This is a genomic window from Arthrobacter sp. TmtSoilC77 (assembly GCF_059739415.1).
In genome coordinates, this window is record NZ_AP046050.1 from 1785616 (window position 1) to 1803899 (window position 18284).

Consider the following 18284-nt stretch of genomic DNA (forward strand, 5'->3'; position numbering starts at 1 on the left):
GTTTGACAGTGCTGCTAATGTGGAAGGCATGTTCTTGATCTTTGAGTAATCAGCCCGAGCCGGCCAAACAGTCGGCAAGGCACCTGCCCGCGATGCAGGCCCGCTTGGCACATCAGCCCGGCGCATGGCCATTCCGCCCGCAGGTTCCGTCCGGCAGACTCCGCATCTCCCGTTGTTGGTGGATCGCGGTTGCTCAGTAGAACATGTCCACCCAGCTGTCGCGAAAGCAGTGGCCCAGCCATCTGCCGTTAGGCCTGGCTTATGGATTGGCGATGAATTCTCCTGCAGGACAGGACCTCCCGCGGACCAACCCGCTCGATTCAAGCACCACAGGAGGCCCTATATGGCCGAAGCCCGTCAGCCCACCGCGAATACCGTCCCATTGGACACCAAACAGCACTATTCTGGATATGCCGAACAGTCTAAGGAGACCATGACCACCCAGAAGCACTCCGGATCCGATTCCGACGCCCAGGACATGAGTCCTGAACAAATCCAGGCCGTCATTGACCGGATTCTTTCCAAGGATGTACCCGCACAGGCATCCGATGACAATGATGCCAAGGGCGTTTTCGGCAGGGCACAAGCGATCTCCACGCTTGACCACGAACACAGCATTTACGACGGCGACCAGGAAGACCTGGCCGAGCGCCGTGCCCTTCGTCGTACAGCGGGCCTTTCCACCGAACTCGAAGACGTCACAGAGGTCGAATACCGGCAGCTGCGTCTGGAACGCGTTGTCCTGGCTGGCCTGTGGACAGAAGGCACCTTGGCTGACGCCGAGAATTCGCTTCGCGAACTCGCAGCACTGGCAGAGACTGCCGGATCAGAGGTCCTTGACGGACTGGTTCAGCGCCGTACGAAACCGGATCCCGGAACGTTCCTGGGGTCGGGCAAGGCCCAGGAACTCAAGGACATCGTGGCTGCCACGGGAGCCGATACCGTTGTGGTCGACACCGAGCTTTCCCCCTCGCAGCGACGCGGACTTGAGGACATCGTCAAGGTCAAGGTGGTGGACAGGACCACGCTGATCCTGGATATCTTCGCGCAGCATGCAAAGAGCCGTGAAGGCAAGGCACAAGTTGAGCTCGCACAGCTTGAGTACCTGCTCCCCAGGCTTCGTGGTTGGGGTGACTCCATGTCCCGCCAGGCCGGTGGCCAGGTGGGTGGAGCCGGCGCCGGTATGGGTTCCCGTGGACCCGGTGAAACAAAGATCGAGCTCGATCGCCGCAGGATCCGGACGCGCATGGCCAAGCTGCGTCGGGAGATTGCCGCCATGAAGCCTGCGCGCGAGACCAAGCGGGCCAACCGCCGTCGTAATGCCGTACCTTCGGTTGCCATTGCCGGCTATACCAACGCTGGTAAGTCCTCGCTCCTGAACCGGCTGACCGATGCTGGAGTGCTGGTGGAAAACGCCCTGTTCGCCACCCTGGACCCGACGGTCAGGAAGGCGCAAACGCCGGACGGCATCGGCTACACGCTGGCCGACACCGTTGGGTTCGTCCGCTCGCTGCCTACGCAGCTGGTGGAAGCCTTCCGTTCCACGCTGGAGGAAGTAGCGGACGCAGACCTGATCCTGCATGTCGTGGACGCCTCCCATCCTGATCCGGAAGGGCAAATCGCGGCAGTGCGTGCTGTCTTCACCGAGGTCGACGCCCGCAAGGTCCCGGAAATCATCGTCCTGAACAAAGTGGACGTGGCTGATCCTTTCGTAGTGGAACGCCTGAAGCAGAAGGAGCCGCGGCACGCCGTGGTTTCCACGCGCACAGGCCAAGGCATTTCTGAGCTCCTGGAAGAGATCAGCCGGTCCATTCCCCGGCCGGGAGTCCGCCTCGAAGTGCTGATCCCGTACGACCGCGGTGACATGGTCAACAAGCTGCACAACTCCGATTCGGAAATCCTGAGCCTCGAGCACGAGGAAAACGGAACCCGCGTGGTGGCCATGGTCCGTGAGGGATTGGCGGCCGAACTGGAGTCATTCGTCAGCAATGGTTGAGAAGGTGGCGGCGGACGTCGTCGAGTCGGTGGGGGAGAAGTTCACCCTCGAACTGTTGGACAAAGCTGTTGCCGGGATGGGCGGTCAAAGCCGTTCAGGCCAGCACGAGATGGCCAGGCAAGTCACCAAGGCCATCGAGTCCGGTGAACATTTGTTGGTCCAGGCGGGAACGGGTACGGGTAAGTCCTTGGCGTACCTGATTCCGTTGATCGCCCATTCCATGGACAGCAACAAACCGACGCTTGTGTCCACCGCTACCTTGGCCCTGCAAACGCAGATTGTTGGCAGGGACCTGCCCCGGCTGTTGGAGACCATAAGCCCGGCCCTTGAGCGTCCCGTGAACGTGGCACTCGTTAAGGGCCGGGCAAATTATGTTTGCCTGCAAAAGCTGGAGGGCGGCTTCCCCAGCGAAGAGCCGTCCGAGGGGCAACTTTTTTCCCTGGGTGAGGACACCAGCGTGCCGCATTTCGCAGCGGCGGTTGGCGGCCCGTCGTCGCAATTGGGCAAGGAAGTGGTCCGGCTCCGTGAATGGGCCGAAAAGACGGCCACTGGCGACCGCGATGAACTGATGCCGGGTGTTACCGACCGCGCCTGGAGGCAGGTCTCCGTGACGTCCATGGAGTGCCTGGGAGCGCAAAAATGCCCTCTTGCCGAGGAATGCTTCAGCGAGCAGGCACGGGCCCGGGCGGCTGAGGCTGACGTCGTGGTGACCAACCATGCCATGCTGGCCGTCAGTGCCTTCGAAGGCCTTGCTGTCCTGCCCGAGTACGACGTCGTTGTGGTTGACGAAGCACATGAGCTGCAGGACCGGGTCACGGGAGCCGTGACAGGTCAGCTGTCCGTGGCAATGGTGCATGCTGCGGCTTCGAGCGCGCGCAAACACACCGCTATCACCGTAGACGCCCTGAACGCGGCCGCCGATCGATTGGACATGGCCATTGCCGGTGTCCCCAACGGACTGCTGCCCAATGGGCTCAACGACGAACAACTGGACTGCCTGGACCAGCTGCGCGATGCCACACGCGCCGCATTGTCCGACTCGAAAACCGACTCTTCAAACGCGGTCGACGGCGGGAGGCAGCTTGCGCGCTCACGGCTCATGCTCATTCTGGAACTGTGCGAGCGGATGCTCGCAGCCAAGGAGAACCGTGAAGTTGTGTGGTTCTCCAGGAACAGCACCTTCGATCCCCAGCAGGGATACTCACCCCCGGACGAGACCGCGCCCGCACTGATCAACATCGCGCCGCTTAGCGTTGCCGGCCGCCTGCGGGAGGGCCTTTTCGCGGGGCACACAGTGGTGCTTACTTCTGCCACGCTGGCCATTGGATCTGCCTTTGAACCCGCAGCCGGTGGCCTGGGGCTTATTGGAGATGGGGCGCCAAGCTGGACCGGGTTGGACGTCGGGTCACCTTTTGATTATCCGAAGCAGGGTGTGCTCTACGTGGCCAAGCACCTGCCCAAGCCCGGCAGGGGCACTTCACCCGAGGCCCTGGATGAGCTTGAAGACCTCATCCGTGCATCCGGTGGGGGAGCCCTGTGCCTGTTCTCATCGCGTCGGGCGGCCGAAGAAGCTGCAGATGCCATGCGCCCGCGGCTGGATGTGGACATCCTCTGCCAGGGGGAATCCACCATGGCAGCACTGGTGAAGCAATTTGCCGATGAACCGGACACCTGCCTCTTCGGCACCATGTCCCTGTGGCAGGGCGTCGACGTCCCTGGCGGTTCATGCCGCCTTGTGGTGATTGACCGCATTCCGTTCCCGAGGCCCGATGACCCGCTGATGACCGCACGCTCACGCGCCGTTGCACAGTCCGGGGGCAACGGGTTCATGGCGGTGTCGGCTACGCATGCGGCAATTCGTCTTGCACAGGGAGCGGGACGCCTCATTCGTTCCACCGGCGACAAAGGCGTGGTGGCCGTCTTGGACTCGCGGCTTTCCACCGAACGGTACGGCGGATTCCTGCGTGCCGCTTTGCCGCCATTTTGGGCAACGACGGACCGCAACGTTGTGCGCGGCGTCCTGGAACGCCTGGGCGCAAAGAAAACGTAGGCGAACTCCCTAGAGGGAGCGCAGTACCGAGACGACCTTGCCCATGATGGTGGCCTGGTCTCCAAGTATCGGTTCGTACTGCGTGTTCTGGGGGAGCAGCCAGGTGTGGCCGTCCCGCTGGCGGAAGGTTTTTACCGTGGCTTCGTCATCCAGGAGTGCTGCCACGATGTCACCGTTGATGGCGTCATTCTGGCGACGGACAACCACCCAGTCACCGTCGCAAATTGCGGCATCGATCATTGAGTCCCCAGCGACCTTCAGCATGAACAGTTCGCCGTGGCCCACCAGTTGCCGGGGCAGGGGCAGGACATCCTCAATAGTCTGGTCGGCGAGGATGGGCCCACCTGCAGCGATGCGTCCTACGAGGGGTACCATCGCGGTGTCGCTGGCGCTGGCCAGTTCCGTCACGGCGAGTCCGCCTGCGCTGCGGAGTGTAGTAGCTGCTTCCACTCCGGGAATTGTCCCGCCGTCAAGGGTCAAAGGCATGAGTACTTCCATGGCGCGGGGGCGCTTGGGATCTCTGCGCAAGTAGCCGAGCTTCTCCAACTGGGAGAGCTGGTGCGTGACGCTGGAGAGGCTCGCGAGACCAACGGTGTCGCCAATTTCGCGCATGCTGGGCGGATACCCGTTGTCATTGACGGACCGCTGGATGGTTTCCAGGATTTTCTTCTGCCGGACAGTCAGGCTTTTGGGACTCTTTTGAGGCTGCTGGCTCCGCAGGGGTGCCCCGCCGCCGGTGGCTTTCGCTGCCATGTTCGCCAATGCCCTTCCGTTCCGCCCGGTCACGGTCTGAAGTGTGCCCGGGGATGTGGGATCCGAAAAAATGTCAGACCCTCCTGTTCCACTGAAACAGTGCCTGTTTCTTCACTCAAACCTAGGCCAGGCACAGGCGTTTATCAAACATTCGTTCTAGCGAGTCTCGACACCGTTCGTTGATAAGTGCTAAAAATGTCATAGCAAGGTTCGAATATGTGTTCTATAAAAGTTGAGCGCGGTTCGGATGTTCGAAGAAAGTGTTCGAACATTCGGGGCCGGGCTCGGCGAACACAAGGAATTGGCAGCCGGCAACGGGCATCCGATGCAGGCAATCGCTCAGAAGGGCTCAGCTCATGTCCGCAATCTCTACGTTCCACGAATTCCGCAACACTCCGGCTCCTGCGCGTCTCCGGCTTACCCAACGCGGCAGGATCGTCTTCTTTGGAATTCCCGTCATGCTGCTCCTTGCCGCGCTGCTGAGCCTTGCCGGCTTCATCAACTCCCCGGCCAAAGCTTCTGATTCCCAAGCCCAGCTGCAGCCGCCGGTGGCAGTTACGGTTACTGTCCAGCCAGGGCAGTCCCTGTGGGGCATCGCCGGTGCGGCCGCGCCGGAGCGGGACCCCCGTGATGTCATCGCGGAAATCATCCAGTTGAACGATCTCCGCGGGGGACGCATCCAGCCCGGCCAGCAGCTGTTCGTTCCCGCCAATTGAGCGGCCAGGGGGCGAGGGGCCAGCGTCTCTGGCGTCACAGTTACTCCGCAGTCGCACCGGCACCTTAAACTGTCTTGGTGAGTGACCAGCTTGAGCGACTTGACCGACTTCCCCTTCGGACCAACCTGCGTGGATTGAGCCCCTATGGCGCGCCGCAGCTTGACGTCCCCATTTTGCTCAACGTCAACGAGAACACCCATGGCGTTCCGGCAGATGTGCAAGCGGCGATTACCCAGGCTGTTGCCGCCGCGGCCACTGGCCTGAACCGGTACCCTGACCGCGAATTCACGGAACTCCGTGAATCCCTTGCCGATTACCTCGGACACGGGCTTTCCGCGGAGAATATCTGGGCAGCCAACGGCTCCAACGAGGTCCTGCAGCAGATTTTGCAGGCTTTTGGAGGTCCGGGGCGTAAGGCGCTGGGATTCCCTCCCACGTATTCCATGTACCCGTTGCTTGCCAGTGGCACGGACACTGAGTATGTCCGTGGGGTGCGGGCTGATGACTATGGCCTGGATGCGGCTTCTGCGGCTGCCCAGGTGCGGGAGACCGGAGCGAATATCGTCTTCCTGTGCTCGCCGAACAACCCCACGGGAACGGGACTGGGCCTGGACGTGGTCGAAGCCGTGTACGAAGCCGGCGAGGCCAGCCAGGCAATCGTCATCGTGGACGAGGCCTACCACGAGTTCGCGCACGACAACACCCCGAGCGCACTGACGCTGCTTCCCGGGCGGGAACGTTTGATCGTCTCGCGCACCATGAGCAAGGCCTTTGCCTTGGCAGGTGCCCGGTTGGGCTACATGGCTGCCGCGCCTGAGGTCACCGATGCCATCAGGCTCGTTCGGCTGCCCTACCACCTTTCAGCCGTCACACAAGCCACGGCCCTGGCCGCCCTGAACCACCGCGAAGCGCTCATGGCCGACGTCGAAGACATCAAGGTCCAGCGGGACCGCATTGTGACCGAGCTCCTCCGAATGGGACTCAAGCCTGCGGCCTCGGACTCAAACTACGTGTTCTTCGGTGGGCTTTCGAACCCGCACGCAGTCTGGCAGGGCTTGCTGGATGCGGGAGTCCTGATCCGCGACGTCGGTATTCCAGGGCACCTGCGGGTGACTGCGGGAACAGAAAAGGAAACAACGGCCTTCCTTGAGGCCCTGGAAGCCCTTCTGGACAGCGCTGCGTCCCAGCCCAACTAAACTTGTCAATAGACCCACCCCATTCTTCGTGTATAAGGACGTCCCAATGAGCGAAACCGGCGCCAAGCCGTCCGCTGACCGCACTGCGCGCATGGAGCGCACCACCAGCGAATCCTCCGTCCTGGTGGAGATCAACCTGGATGGCACCGGTGTCTCGGACATCAGCACCACGGTTCCCTTTTATGACCACATGCTGACGGCGTTGTGCAAGCACTCCCTGATTGACATGACCGTCAAGGCCACGGGTGACACCCACATTGATGCCCACCACACGGTGGAGGATGTGGCCATTACCTTTGGTGAGGTTTTGCGTACCGCCCTGGGCAACAAAGCCGGAATCCGCCGCTTCGGCGAAGCAACGGTTCCTCTGGACGAAGCCTTGGCGCACGCTGTCGTGGATGTTTCGGGACGCCCGTATCTGGTGCACGGAGGGGAACCTGCAGGGCAGGAGTATCACCTGATCGGTGGCCACTTCACAGGTTCGCTGACCCGTCACGTCTTTGAGGCCATCACGTTGCACGCCGGTATCTGCCTGCACATGAACGTCCTCGCAGGCCGGGATCCCCATCACATCGTCGAGGCCCAGTTCAAAGCCTTTGCCCGGGCTCTTCGTTCTGCAGTGGAGTCGGATCCCCGCGTGGAGGGCATTCCATCCACCAAGGGGGCGCTATGAGCGGGCAAATCCTGAAGGACGGCGCGGTTACCGACGCTTCGGCAACCGTCAAGCCGGAGTCGCCCGAAGGCAAGCCCACGGTTACGGTGCTGGATTACGGTTCGGGCAACGTACGTTCGGCTGTTCGCGCCCTTGAGCGTGCAGGCGCCCAGGTGGTTCTTAGCTCCAAGCCTGAGGACGTACTGAATGCCGACGGGCTGCTGGTCCCCGGCGTGGGTGCCTTTGAAACGGTGATGAGGGAACTCAAGGCCGTCGATGCCATCCGCATGATTGGCCGCCGCGTCGCGGGTGGCCGGCCTGTCCTGGCGATCTGCGTTGGGTTGCAGGTCCTATTCGAGGCCGGAGTCGAACACGGAACCGAGTCCGAGGGGATGGCCGAATGGCCGGGCAAAGTTGAGCTCCTTCCCGCCCCCGTGGTTCCCCACATGGGCTGGAACACGGTGGACGTGCCTGAAGGATCCAAGCTATTCGCGGGCGTCGAACAGGAACGTTTCTACTTCGTGCACTCATACGGCGTGCAGGAGTGGAACTTCGACGTCGTCCAGCCCCGGATGGCCCCACCTTTGGTGACGTGGTCCGAGCACGGAGCCCCCTTTATCGCTGCTGTTGAAAATGGCCCCCTGTGCGCCACCCAATTCCACCCCGAGAAATCCGGAGATGCCGGGGCACGCCTCCTGCGCAACTGGGTGGACGGGCTTCGCAAACCTGAAGCCAAGGTGGCACAAGGTCCGGCAGCGGACGATCGTGGTGCAGCCTAAGTGTGGTCGGTAGTGCTTATGGGCCTTGCCGGCGTGCTGGTGGGTGGAGGTATCTCCTTCCATCAGCAGAAGAAGCCACTGTGGGTTTCCGTTTCCTTCTATGTGCTGGCGGGGATGTCCCTGCTTGCCGCCTATCTCCTGACGCTGCCGGGCAACTGAACGCCTCGCGTCCCCATCAACTCCTAGGACACACATGACCACCTCTGCCCAGTCCGTTCTGGAACTCCTCCCCGCCGTCGACATCGTTGATGGCCAGGCAGTCCGCCTGCTGCAAGGCGAGGCAGGCTCGGAAACCAGCTACGGTACGCCTCTGGAAGCTGCCTTGAACTGGCAGAACGCCGGTGCTGAGTGGGTGCACATGGTGGACCTCGACGCCGCTTTTGGCCGTGGCAACAACGCGGACCTCATCAGCGAGGTCGTCTCCCAGCTCAACGTAAAGGTTGAGTTGTCCGGCGGTCTGAGGGATGACGAGTCGCTGGAACGCGCCCTGGATTTGGGCGTGGAGCGGGTAAACCTCGGTACGGCAGCACTGGAGAACCCTGAGTGGACACGGCGTGCCATTGACCGCTTCGGTGACAAGATCGCCGTCGGCCTCGATGTCCGTGGTACCACCCTGGCTGGTCGCGGCTGGACCAAAGAAGGCGGCGACCTCTGGGAAGTTCTTGCCCGCCTGGAGGACGCTGGCTGCGCACGCTACGTGGTCACCGACGTCACCAAAGACGGAACGCTGCAGGGCCCGAACGTTGATTTGCTGCGTCAGATGGTGCAGAAAACGGGTAAGCCCGTGGTGGCTTCAGGCGGTATCTCCAGCCTTGAGGATCTTCGCGTGCTCCGCGAACTCGTGCCCTTGGGCGTCGAGGGTGCCATTGTTGGCAAGGCCCTTTATGCAGGTGCTTTCACTCTGCCCGAAGCCCTGGATGTAGCCGGTCGCCGCTGATGGCTGCTTCACGTCCCACAGATTCCGGCCCGGAGAACCACCCGGGCAGCCGCGATGCCGGACGACGCGAACTTCCGGGCCACATTGCTGCTGCCTTGGCTGGCGCCGGGGGAGCCGCCGACTCCGCGGGGCAACCTTGGGAAGGCCGGAGCCTGAGTGGTGACGATGCCAGGATCCACAATTTCGAAGACGACGACGGCACGGCTGATGCCGGTTACCTCGCCGCCGTTGCTGCACTGCTGAACGGTACGGGCAGTGAGGCAGAGGTCCTGGCTTCACTCGCTACCGCCAGGGTCTTCGTTCCAGTGGTGGCCCAGCTCGCCGTGGAGGCCGAAGGCGTTGGCGGGCTGCACGCGGACAAGCAGGCCGACATGGCATTAGTCACACTTAAGGCGCCTGATGGCCGGAAGGCAATGCCGGTCTTCACCACGGCCGCCGCTCTTGAATCGTGGCATGCAGAGGCCCGGCCCGTAGCTGTTTATGCGGCAAGGGCGGCCCTTTCGGCCGTTTCCGAAGGCGCTCAATTGCTGGTGTTGGACCCCGGTTCAACGTTCACTTTCGTGGTTCGGCGGCCAGCCATGTGGGCGTTGGCTCAGCAGCGGGACTGGACGCCGTCATACCTTGATGATCAACTGGAGTTTGCTCTCGCTTCACAGGCCGAGTCGTTTCCGGCGGTGCGCCGGCTCGAAACACAGGCCGGTGGTGGCGTCGCCTCCCTGACTGCGGACGGCCGCACGGTCCCGGGCGGAGGCGCTGGCCCGGAACTGCGGATAGTGCTGTTCCTTGAGGACGGACTCGACGCCGCTGCCGTCCAATCGCTGGTGGCTGACCTGAACGAGGCGTGGGCGCAGCTGGAATCCTTTGCCGAGGGCGTCGATTCCATTGAAATAAAACTGCAACGTGCGGCGCAGGAGCCTGGGCGGCACTAACGGCAGTACCCGTCCACCGGGGACTGCCCCGGGGGAACAAGAGGAATTAGCCCGTGAACTTCGCTCTCTACAAGGAGATGCTTTCCATCCGCCCTGTCCGGCGGCTCCTGCTGGTGGGCATGGTCGCCCGTATTCCGCATTCAGCGGCTGGCGTGCTCCTGACGCTGCACATTGTCCTGTCGCTGGGGCAGGGCTACGCCGCCGCGGGCGCTGCTGCCGCCGTCATGACCATAGGTATTGCCTTGGGGGCGCCTTGGCGTGGTCGGCGCGTTGACATGGTGGGCCTGCGTAAGGCGCTGATCCCTTCCGTCATCTCGGAAACAGTGATCTGGTCTCTTGTTCCGCATGTCCCGTACGCCTGGCTGCTTCCCTTGGTCTTCGTGGGGGGCTTGTTCACATTGCCTATCTTCAGCGTGGTGCGTCAATCGTTGGGCGTCATGGTGGACGGAGACCAGCGACGCTCCGCGTTTGCGCTTGATTCCATCGCCACTGAGCTCGTGTTCATGATAGGTCCCGCTGTTGGCGCGATCGTCGCAACGAGCGGCTTCTCGGCCGTGGGACTTACCGCGGTGGGCATCTCTGTCTCCGTGGCCGGCCTGTTCTTGATCTGGTTCAACCCTCCGACCCGCAGTGATGCCAAGTGCACTCCGGAGGAATCCGCGGCACGGGCCGCTGCGGACCTTGCCGCCGCCGAGGCAGCCATGGTCGCCTCCGCACCGGGCCACGTGCAGGAGGCGGCGTCTGAAATGGCACCGGCAGCCATCTCCCGTACAGCCGGACTTCGGAACCGCATGGCCCGCAATTTCACCTGGTTTACGGTTTCCGTTGCAGCGCTTTTCGCCGTAGCTGCGGGATCGGGGATGGTACTTAGCGGTTCGGACGTCAGTATTGTTGGCCTGTTGGAGCGCGGCGGACACCAGAACGAGATTGGCATCGTCTTCTTCTTCTGGTGTGCGGCATCGGTTGTGGGCGGCCTCATCTACGGTGCCATGAATCGTCCGGTTTCTCCCATGCTGCTGTTGTTGGGCATGGCCGCGCTCACCATCCCCATGGGTTTCGCACACGATACCTGGACGCTGGCGATGCTCTCGATTCTCCCCGGCCTTCTTTGCGCTCCAGTGTTGTCTGCGTCATCGGAGAAGGTGGCGGACCTCGTCGATGAGGAACGCCGCGGCGAGGCCATGGGGTGGTACGGATCCGCGCTGACGGCCGGGATTGCGTTCGGCGCACCCCTTGCCGGGATATTTATTGACAATGTAGGGCCGTCCGGAGGTTTTGCCTCCGTCGGCTTCGCCGGAGTCGTACTCTGCATCGCGGGCTTCGCCCTCATGTCCCGGCGCCGCCGCGCCCGGGTGTAGCTCCAGTATTGCCAGGTGTAGCTCCAGCATTGCTAAAACTTCGCCGTAATCCCGGTGTCGGCGGCATTAACGCCGACGGCGGCCCGGCCACATATGTGGTCGGGCCGCCGTTGTAGGTACTTTGGGCAGTTCCTGGCTAGTTCACCGGCCCGGTGAACTTCTCACCCGGGCCTTTGCCCGGCGCGTCAGGGATAAGGGAAGCTTCGCGGAATGCCAACTGGAGGGAGCGCAGTCCATCACGCAAGGGCCCGGCATGCTGCGAACCGATTTCGGGGGCGGCCGCCGTTACGAGGCCGGCCAATGCAGTGATGAGCTTGCGGGCCTCGTCAAGGTCTTTGAGGTCTTCTGCGTTGGGGTCATCGGCGAGGCCGACCTTCACAGCGGCGGCGCTCATCAGGTGGACCGCGCCGGTGGTGATGACTTCTACAGCCGGAACTTCCGCGATGTCACGGATCTGCTGGGAGACCCCGGAATCGGCCGCGGGGGCCGCAGCTGTGGTTGTGTCGGCGTCCTTGGAGTAGGAATTGCGCGAATTGCTGTCTTCAGTGCTCATACTGGTAAGCTTGTCACAGACCGACTGGAAGTCGTTATTCGCATTAAATGCTCCCGCCCCGTGCAATGTGCGCTTGGCGGGTTATTTCTGTAGAATTGATTTTCAGTTTGCAAGCGGAGTTCTCTCCCACCCGCGTCAGCCGTTTTCCCTCCGGGGAACAGGATTCCTTCACGGAACAAGAGGTTGCCGGGTACTGGTCGGACACACCGAGGCGTAGCCTATGGAGTGCGTGCCCCCTTCAAGGGAGCACACCCGATCCTTGAGGCCTTCGATTGCACCAGCAATTGGAGGCCTTCTCTATTTGCCGGTGAAACTCACCACAACCACAGGAGCTTTAACATTAGCGAGCCAAGAATCAATGAGCGTATCCGCGTCCCCGAGGTGCGGCTGGTCGGCCCTGCCGGCGAACAGGTAGGAATCGTCCGCATCGAGGACGCCCTGCGTCTTGCTGCCGAATCCGATCTCGATCTCGTTGAAGTTGCCCCGCAGGCTAAGCCTCCTGTTTGCAAGTTGATGGACTTCGGCAAGTACAAGTACGAAGCTGCCGTGAAGGCGCGTGAGGCCCGCAAGAACCAGACCAACACGGTTCTGAAGGAAATCCGTTTCCGCCTCAAGATCGACAAGCACGACTACGAAACCAAGCGCGGACATGCACTTCGCTTCCTCGGCGCCGGTGACAAGGTCAAGGCAATGATCCAGTTCCGCGGCCGCGAACAGCAGCGTCCGGAGATGGGCATCCGCCTGCTTCAGAAGTTTGCTGAAGACGTCGCAGAGGTGGGCATTGTTGAGTCCAGCCCACGCATCGATGGCCGCAACATGGTCATGGTGATCGGTCCGCTGAAGAACAAGGCCGAAGCCAAGGCTGAAGCCCGGCGTGCAGCCCAGCGTGCCGAAGCCAAGGCCCAGAATGAGGCCAAGGCATCCGGGCGCGTGGACACGACAGGTGACCAGGCTCCGTTGACGCAGACCTTGGGCGACCTTCTTCCGGCAGGCCTGCTTGCTTCCGAAGAAGAGCCCAAGCAGGAGGCTGTCGAGGCTCCCGCAGCTGAAACCCCCGTTGCTGAAGAGGCACCGGTTGTTGAAGAAGCCGAGGAAGCGCCCGTAGCTGAAGAAGCTCCCGTAGTCGAGGAGGCTCCGGTTGTTGAGGAAGCTCCTGTAGTCGAAGAAGCACCCGTGGTTGAGGAAGCCCCGGCTGTGAAGGCTGCACCGGCGGAGAAAGCACCGGCCCCCAAGGCAGCAGCCCCTGCACCCGCAGCTCCGAAGCCAGCTGTTCCGGCAGCTGCCCCGAAGCCTGCAGTTCCCTCGGCTCCGAAGCCCGTCGCCAAGCCGGCAGCTCCCAAGCCGGCAGCTCGGCCCGCAGCCCCCAAGGCTGCGCCGAAGCCTGCATCACGCAAGACCAACTAGTTCAACGCCCCGGAGGCCCTGGCCTCCAACGGCAAGCAACCAGCACGCCAGCCCTTGTAGGCCGGCTGCACGAAAGAACTGCGGACTTTGTCCGTGGATACGTAAGGAGATCGGTTCCCATGCCGAAGATGAAGACCCACAGCGGTGCTAAGAAGCGCTTCAAGCTGACCGGCACCGGCAAGCTGAAGCGTCAGCAGGCCAACCGCCGCCACTACCTGGAGCACAAGTCCTCCACGCTGACCCGTCGCCTCGCCGGCGACAAGATCGTCTTCAAGGGCGATGCCAAGGTCATCAAGAAGATGCTCGGCGTCTAAGTTCCAAGTTCTTTGGTTGCTGCCATCCGGTAGCGACCGACTACACCAAAAGCCTTCTCAGGCCGGCCGGATCTCCGGCAGTAGCAGCTTGGGATAAAGATTTCTGAAGGAGTACGCACGTGGCACGTGTGAAGCGGGCGGTAAACGCCCACAAGAAGCGCCGGGTTATCCTCGAACGCGCCAAGGGTTACCGCGGTCAGCGTTCGCGCCTGTACCGCAAGGCCAAAGAGCAGCTGCTGCACTCGTTTGTGTACAGCTACGGCGACCGCCGTAAGAAGAAGGGCGACTTCCGTCGCCTCTGGATCCAGCGCATCAACGCTGCATCCCGCGCCAACGGCCTCACCTACAACCGCCTGATCCAGGGCCTGAAGGCCGCTGAGGTTGAGGTTGACCGCCGCATGCTGGCCGAACTGGCTGTTTCGGACGCCAACGCATTCGCCGCTCTGGTGAACATTGCCAAGGCCTCCCTGCCTGCCGACACGTCTGCTCCGGCTGCCAAGGCCGAGGTTGCTGCACCGAAGGCTGCCAAGGTTGCTCCGGCTGCTGCTACCGCAACGGCTGTCAAGGCTTCTGTCTCCGAGAAGCCCGCCATCGATGGCGCTATTGCTGCCGTTGAAGGCGAAGGTGCCCCGGAAGGCCACGCCATCAAGGGCAACGCCGAGTCCAAGAAGTACCACGTACCGGGTTCCACTTGGTACGAGAACACTGCTGCTGAATACTGGTTCTCCACGGTTGAGGCTGCAAAGGCTGCCGGCTTCGAGCCGGCCGGCGGCGAAGCCCGCCAGCAGATCAAGAACTAGTCGCAACTGCCACTAAAGTTCTTTATATGAACCAAACCGGGCGCCCGCAAGACTTTTCGATGACCAACCCCCGAGCAGATCGGGTAAGGGACGTTGCCAAGCTTGCCGGGCGCCCGGCCCGTTTAAAGCGCGGCCGTTTCCTGGCCGAGGGTCCACAGGCGGTTCGCGAGGCTTTGACCCTTCACCGGGAGCGCATTGCGGCAGGTGGTTCCGCCGTCGTGCATGAAGTCTTTGCGAGCGAGGCATGCCTGGAGCGGCTCCCGGAACTCGCAGACCTTGCAGAAGGAACACAGCTTCGGCTGGCCAATGACGACGTCCTGGCCGCCATGGCGGACACCGTCAACCCGCAGGGCATCGTTGCTGTCTGCAGTTTTGTGGATGTCAGCCTTGAATCAGTGCTCGACGCCGGTCCTCGCCTTCTTGCGGTCATGTGCCAGGTCCGGGACCCCGGCAATGCAGGCACAGTTTTGCGCGCGGCCGACGCCGCTGGTGCCGACGCCGTGATCCTGACGGGTTCCAGCGTGGATATCTATAATCCCAAGGCGGTACGGTCCACGGCCGGTTCCTTGTTCCACCTTCCGGTGGTCCTGGGGGCTGATGTTGAAGATCTCGTCGCGCGCTGCCGGGCTCTGGGTATAGGGATCCTGGCCGCCGACGGGTATGGGACGGTAAACCTTGACCAGCTCCAGGACGAGAATGCTGCCCGGAGGCTCGGAAACAGCGATGTCGCCTCTGATTATGCCCTTGAGGCGCCCACTGCCTGGTTGTTCGGCAATGAGGCACAAGGATTGTCCGACGCCGAATTGGCGCTTGCGGATCACCGCGTAGCCGTTCCTGTCTATGGGGCGGCGGAGAGCTTGAACCTGGGTACAGCGGCCACCGTTTGCCTCTATGCAAGCGCCCGTTCGCAGCAAGGCGCCCGGGTCGGGAATGCAGAAATAGCCTGACGCCCGGTACGGTGTTTCTTGCAAGATCGTCACGATGACGACTCTTCTTGGCCCATTCCAATCTTTCCCAAAACCGAAGAGGTGAAGCTTTCGTGGCTGCAAGTGGCGGTACCAAAGCGATCGTGGCGGCCCTCGCCGCGAACCTGACCATCGCTGTCCTGAAGTTCGTCGCGTTCGTCCTGACGATGTCATCGTCCATGCTCGCTGAGGCCATTCACTCAGTTGCTGACTCCGGCAACCAAATCCTTCTCCTGGTAGGAGGCAAGCGCGCACAGCGTGCGGCAAGCCCCGAGCACCCCTTTGGCTACGGCCGCGAACGGTACATCTACGCGTTCATCGTGTCCATCGTCCTCTTCAGCGTGGGTGGCCTCTTCGCCCTGTACGAGGCATGGGAGAAGTTCCAGCACCCACACGGCATCGAAGGCGACTTCTGGTGGGTGCCGTTGGCGGTCCTGGTTGGCGCCATCATTGCCGAGTCGTTCTCTTTCCGAACCGCCATCGTGGAATCGAACCATATCCGTGGCAAGCAGACGTGGGCCAAGTTCATCCGCAATGCCAAGCAGCCCGAACTGCCGGTCATCCTCCTTGAAGACTTCGGGGCCTTGCTGGGCTTGGTGTTCGCCCTGTTCGGCGTCAGCATGACCCTCGTAACCGGCGACGGCGTGTGGGACGCCTTGGGTACGGCCATGATCGGCCTGCTGCTTGTCGCCATCGCTGTCATCCTTGCTGTGGAGACCAAATCGCTCCTGCTGGGTGAATCGGCCACTAAGGACGACGTCGCACGCATCACCGAGGCACTGCAGGCGGATGGCACCCGGATCATCCATCTCAAGACCATGCACCTGGGGCCGGAAGAACTGCTGGTTGCCGCCAAGATCACCATGGGTGCAGCCGATACCGGTCAAGCAATTGCCCGTGTGATTGACGACGCCGAGCAACGGATCCGGGCGGCCGTTCCGATCGCGCGGGTCATTTACCTTGAACCCGATGTTGAGCGCGTCCAGGCTTAGTCAGGTCAGCATTAACCAAAAGATGGGTTCCTCAAACCGAGGAGCCCATCTTTTTTGTTGCGGTTTCGAGCAGTTGGATTATCCGCTAGCGATTCATGGGGTAGCCAGCGGCTTCCTGCGTTCCAGCAGCCCGCTGATGATGGCAACTCCCAGCCCGAGGATGGCGAGGACTGCGCCCACAAGGGCCGGAGCCACGTAGCCCCAACCCCAGGCAATCACGGTCCCGCCGAGGAAGGCTCCCAGGGCATTGGCAATGTTGAGGGCGGAGTGGTTCAGTGACGAAGCGAGCGAGGCGGCGCCGGGAGCGGCATCCAGGAGACGGGTCTGCAACGCTGGTGTGAGCATGGAGCCTATGCCGCCGACGACGAAGGCCATGATGAAGGCGGACCAGGCCCAGTGGGCGGCAATGGCGTAAACCACCAACGCTGCGGCGATGCCGGGCATGACCCAGTAGATGGTGCCCATGACGGACTTATCCGCGATGCGGCCCCCGATGATGTTGCCCGCAACCATGCCTAGCCCGTATAGCGCCACCACTGCCGGAATGAGGCTTTCGGGTATGCCGGCCACGCCGGTCATGGTGTGCGCGATGTAGGTGTAGACGGCGAAGAACCCACCAAAGCCGATGATGCCGATCAGCAAAGCAAGCCATACCTGAAGACGCTTGAGTGCACCGAGTTCGCGTCGAATACTCGCTTCAGGGTGCGCTGCTTCGAAGGGGACGAATTTCCAGACCATGGCCACGGTCAGCAGGCCGATGGCTCCCACGATGATGAAGAGGAGGCGCCAGCCGAAGGTCTGCCCCACCCAAGTGGCCAGTGGCACTCCGATGACGTTGGAAACTGTGAGGCCAGCCATGACCATGGAGATGGCCCAACCCCGTTTTGTGGGGGCAACCAAGCCGGCGGCAATAACGGCAGCCACACCGAAGAACGCGCCATGGGGGAGCCCGGACGCGAAGCGGGAGAGCAGCATGAAACCGTAGTCGGGAGCAATGAAGGAGGTCAGGTTGGCGATGGAGAGGAACAGCATCAACCCCAGGGCCAAGCGCTTCCTGGGTAGTTTGGCTCCGAATGCAGCGAAGATGGGGGCTCCGATGACAACGCCCAAGGCATAGGCGGAGATGAGGTTGCCGGCCTCGGGCGTGCTGATGCCCAGTCCTTCCTCGATTTCCTTGAGAAGTCCCATCATCGCGAATTCTGTGGTGCCGATGGCGAACCCGCCCGTGGCAAGCGCGAGGATGGCCAGGCCCAGGTGGCGCCTTGCTGTTGTGGAGGCGGCGGGTGGGGACACGGTGATAGTCATGAGCCTGCTTCGTGAGGTGCCTTGAGGGCTGGGAAAAGGTGGAGAAAATCCGATAACAAGCTTAGACCCGTAACCCCGACTTGACGTCGCTATGTGACGATGCCCATTATGCGCGGCACCCATAGACTGTTTCAGTGACTGGACTGATAAACGTTGTGGGCGCCGCCGTCGTCGACTCCCTGGACGCCCCGGCCCGACTCCTTGTAGCACGTCGCACTGCGCCCCCGCAGTTCGCCGGAATGTGGGAATTTCCTGGCGGCAAAGTAGAAGACGGCGAGTCGGCCGAAGCTGCCCTTCATCGGGAGCTCGCGGAGGAGTTGGGAGTTACGGTTCAGCTCGGGGCGGAGCTGGAGTCCGGTGAGGTCGCGGGGTGGCCCCTCAATGAGCGCGCGGCTATGCGTGTCTGGTTGGCTGAACTCGCTGAAGGCACACCTCGTGCCCTTGAGGATCACGACGAGCTGCGCTGGGTATCCCTGCTTGATGACGAAGAAGCTCTTGGGCTTGCGTGGATCCCGGCTGACTTCCCGATAGTCCGGGCGTTGCTGGAAAGAGTGACTGCAAGGGCCTAGGCCTCTTCACTGGCGT

19 protein-coding genes are annotated in these 18284 nt (G+C 62.2%); 16 read left to right on the top strand and 3 right to left on the bottom strand.

Annotated features, from left to right (window positions below; all coding sequences use genetic code 11):
• The first annotated feature begins 433 nt into the window (after positions 1-433).
• Positions 434-1996, top strand: coding sequence for a GTPase HflX (hflX, locus tag AC6I99_RS08250; protein ID WP_497945441.1), 1563 nt, complete (start codon positions 434-436; stop codon positions 1994-1996).
• Complete coding sequence (locus AC6I99_RS08255) at positions 1989-4046, top strand: ATP-dependent DNA helicase (protein WP_497945440.1); 2058 nt, start codon at positions 1989-1991, stop codon at positions 4044-4046. Before hflX ends, AC6I99_RS08255 begins: the two co-directional genes overlap by 8 nt.
• Positions 4047-4055: 9 nt before the next feature.
• Here AC6I99_RS08255 and lexA read toward each other — a convergent pair whose 3' ends face one another.
• Complete coding sequence (gene lexA, locus AC6I99_RS08260; RefSeq protein ID WP_224093932.1) at positions 4056-4799, bottom strand: transcriptional repressor LexA; 744 nt, start codon at positions 4797-4799, stop codon at positions 4056-4058.
• A gap of 356 nt (positions 4800-5155) precedes the next feature.
• Here lexA and AC6I99_RS08265 point away from each other — a divergent pair, with 356 nt between their 5' ends.
• The 8 genes from AC6I99_RS08265 to AC6I99_RS08300 all read left to right on the top strand — a co-directional run bounded on the left by AC6I99_RS08265 (position 5156) and on the right by AC6I99_RS08300 (position 11366).
• Positions 5156-5515: a LysM peptidoglycan-binding domain-containing protein gene (locus tag AC6I99_RS08265; protein WP_224167002.1), complete on the top strand. Its 360-nt coding sequence runs from the start codon at positions 5156-5158 to the stop codon at positions 5513-5515.
• A gap of 77 nt (positions 5516-5592) precedes the next feature.
• A complete protein-coding gene (locus AC6I99_RS08270) occupies positions 5593-6711 on the top strand; it encodes a histidinol-phosphate transaminase (protein WP_224092364.1) in 1119 nt (372 codons plus the stop codon).
• A gap of 46 nt (positions 6712-6757) precedes the next feature.
• Positions 6758-7384: an imidazoleglycerol-phosphate dehydratase HisB gene (gene hisB / locus AC6I99_RS08275; RefSeq protein ID WP_216925246.1), complete on the top strand. Its 627-nt coding sequence runs from the start codon at positions 6758-6760 to the stop codon at positions 7382-7384.
• A complete protein-coding gene (hisH, locus tag AC6I99_RS08280) occupies positions 7381-8142 on the top strand; it encodes an imidazole glycerol phosphate synthase subunit HisH (RefSeq protein WP_309927954.1) in 762 nt (253 codons plus the stop codon). The genes hisB and hisH overlap by 4 nt, the downstream gene beginning before the upstream one ends.
• Positions 8143-8301: a CG2302 family histidine operon protein gene (locus AC6I99_RS08285; protein ID WP_216925244.1), complete on the top strand. Its 159-nt coding sequence runs from the start codon at positions 8143-8145 to the stop codon at positions 8299-8301.
• Positions 8302-8335: 34 nt separating this feature from the next.
• Positions 8336-9079, top strand: coding sequence for a bifunctional 1-(5-phosphoribosyl)-5-((5-phosphoribosylamino)methylideneamino)imidazole-4-carboxamide isomerase/phosphoribosylanthranilate isomerase PriA (priA, locus tag AC6I99_RS08290; protein ID WP_497945439.1), 744 nt, complete (start codon positions 8336-8338; stop codon positions 9077-9079).
• Positions 9079-10008, top strand: coding sequence for an SseB family protein (locus AC6I99_RS08295; RefSeq protein WP_497945438.1), 930 nt, complete (start codon positions 9079-9081; stop codon positions 10006-10008). Before priA ends, AC6I99_RS08295 begins: the two co-directional genes overlap by 1 nt.
• A gap of 53 nt (positions 10009-10061) precedes the next feature.
• Positions 10062-11366 carry an MFS transporter gene (locus AC6I99_RS08300; RefSeq protein ID WP_497960736.1) on the top strand — a complete coding sequence of 435 codons (1305 nt, stop codon included), beginning with the start codon at positions 10062-10064 and terminating at the stop codon, positions 11364-11366.
• Positions 11367-11502: 136 nt separating this feature from the next.
• Here the strand turns inward: AC6I99_RS08300 and AC6I99_RS08305 are convergent, their stop codons facing one another.
• Positions 11503-11919, bottom strand: a complete 417-nt coding sequence (locus AC6I99_RS08305; RefSeq protein ID WP_224167005.1) for a DUF1844 domain-containing protein — start codon at positions 11917-11919, stop codon at positions 11503-11505.
• 381 nt (positions 11920-12300) lie between these two features.
• Here AC6I99_RS08305 and infC point away from each other — a divergent pair, with 381 nt between their 5' ends.
• The 5 genes from infC to AC6I99_RS08330 all read left to right on the top strand — a co-directional run bounded on the left by infC (position 12301) and on the right by AC6I99_RS08330 (position 16394).
• Positions 12301-13323 (top strand): translation initiation factor IF-3, encoded by a 1023-nt coding sequence (gene infC, locus AC6I99_RS08310; RefSeq protein WP_497960737.1) that lies wholly within the window; start codon positions 12301-12303, stop codon positions 13321-13323.
• A gap of 119 nt (positions 13324-13442) precedes the next feature.
• Entirely contained in the window at positions 13443-13637 is a 195-nt protein-coding gene (gene rpmI, locus AC6I99_RS08315; RefSeq protein WP_059387794.1) for a 50S ribosomal protein L35, read from the top strand.
• Between the two features lie 119 nt (positions 13638-13756).
• On the top strand, positions 13757-14437 hold the full coding sequence (rplT, locus tag AC6I99_RS08320) for a 50S ribosomal protein L20, sunset domain variant (RefSeq protein WP_224092379.1): 681 nt from the start codon (positions 13757-13759) through the stop codon (positions 14435-14437).
• A 26-nt stretch (positions 14438-14463) separates the two neighbouring features.
• Positions 14464-15384 carry a TrmH family RNA methyltransferase gene (locus AC6I99_RS08325; protein ID WP_497945435.1) on the top strand — a complete coding sequence of 307 codons (921 nt, stop codon included), beginning with the start codon at positions 14464-14466 and terminating at the stop codon, positions 15382-15384.
• A 92-nt stretch (positions 15385-15476) separates the two neighbouring features.
• Positions 15477-16394, top strand: coding sequence for a cation diffusion facilitator family transporter (locus AC6I99_RS08330; RefSeq protein WP_223936600.1), 918 nt, complete (start codon positions 15477-15479; stop codon positions 16392-16394).
• A 93-nt stretch (positions 16395-16487) separates the two neighbouring features.
• Here AC6I99_RS08330 and AC6I99_RS08335 read toward each other — a convergent pair whose 3' ends face one another.
• Positions 16488-17699, bottom strand: coding sequence for an MFS transporter (locus AC6I99_RS08335; RefSeq protein WP_497960738.1), 1212 nt, complete (start codon positions 17697-17699; stop codon positions 16488-16490).
• 134 nt (positions 17700-17833) lie between these two features.
• Between AC6I99_RS08335 and AC6I99_RS08340 the strand changes: the two genes are divergently transcribed.
• Complete coding sequence (locus AC6I99_RS08340; protein ID WP_224092383.1) at positions 17834-18268, top strand: (deoxy)nucleoside triphosphate pyrophosphohydrolase; 435 nt, start codon at positions 17834-17836, stop codon at positions 18266-18268.
• Positions 18269-18284: the final 16 nt, after the last annotated feature.

Coding starts and splice junctions, on each gene's coding strand:
- AC6I99_RS08255 (WP_497945440.1), top strand. CDS start 1,989: ATGGTTGAGAAGGTGGCGGCGGACGTCGTCGAGTCGGTGGGGGAGAAG.
- priA (WP_497945439.1), top strand. CDS start 8,336: ATGACCACCTCTGCCCAGTCCGTTCTGGAACTCCTCCCCGCCGTCGAC.
- AC6I99_RS08265 (WP_224167002.1), top strand. CDS start 5,156: ATGTCCGCAATCTCTACGTTCCACGAATTCCGCAACACTCCGGCTCCT.
- hisH (WP_309927954.1), top strand. CDS start 7,381: ATGAGCGGGCAAATCCTGAAGGACGGCGCGGTTACCGACGCTTCGGCA.
- hflX (WP_497945441.1), top strand. CDS start 434: ATGACCACCCAGAAGCACTCCGGATCCGATTCCGACGCCCAGGACATG.
- AC6I99_RS08305 (WP_224167005.1), bottom strand. CDS start 11,919: ATGAGCACTGAAGACAGCAATTCGCGCAATTCCTACTCCAAGGACGCC.
- hisB (WP_216925246.1), top strand. CDS start 6,758: ATGAGCGAAACCGGCGCCAAGCCGTCCGCTGACCGCACTGCGCGCATG.
- AC6I99_RS08335 (WP_497960738.1), bottom strand. CDS start 17,699: ATGACTATCACCGTGTCCCCACCCGCCGCCTCCACAACAGCAAGGCGC.
- lexA (WP_224093932.1), bottom strand. CDS start 4,799: ATGGCAGCGAAAGCCACCGGCGGCGGGGCACCCCTGCGGAGCCAGCAG.
- AC6I99_RS08325 (WP_497945435.1), top strand. CDS start 14,464: ATGAACCAAACCGGGCGCCCGCAAGACTTTTCGATGACCAACCCCCGA.
- rpmI (WP_059387794.1), top strand. CDS start 13,443: ATGCCGAAGATGAAGACCCACAGCGGTGCTAAGAAGCGCTTCAAGCTG.
- AC6I99_RS08295 (WP_497945438.1), top strand. CDS start 9,079: ATGGCTGCTTCACGTCCCACAGATTCCGGCCCGGAGAACCACCCGGGC.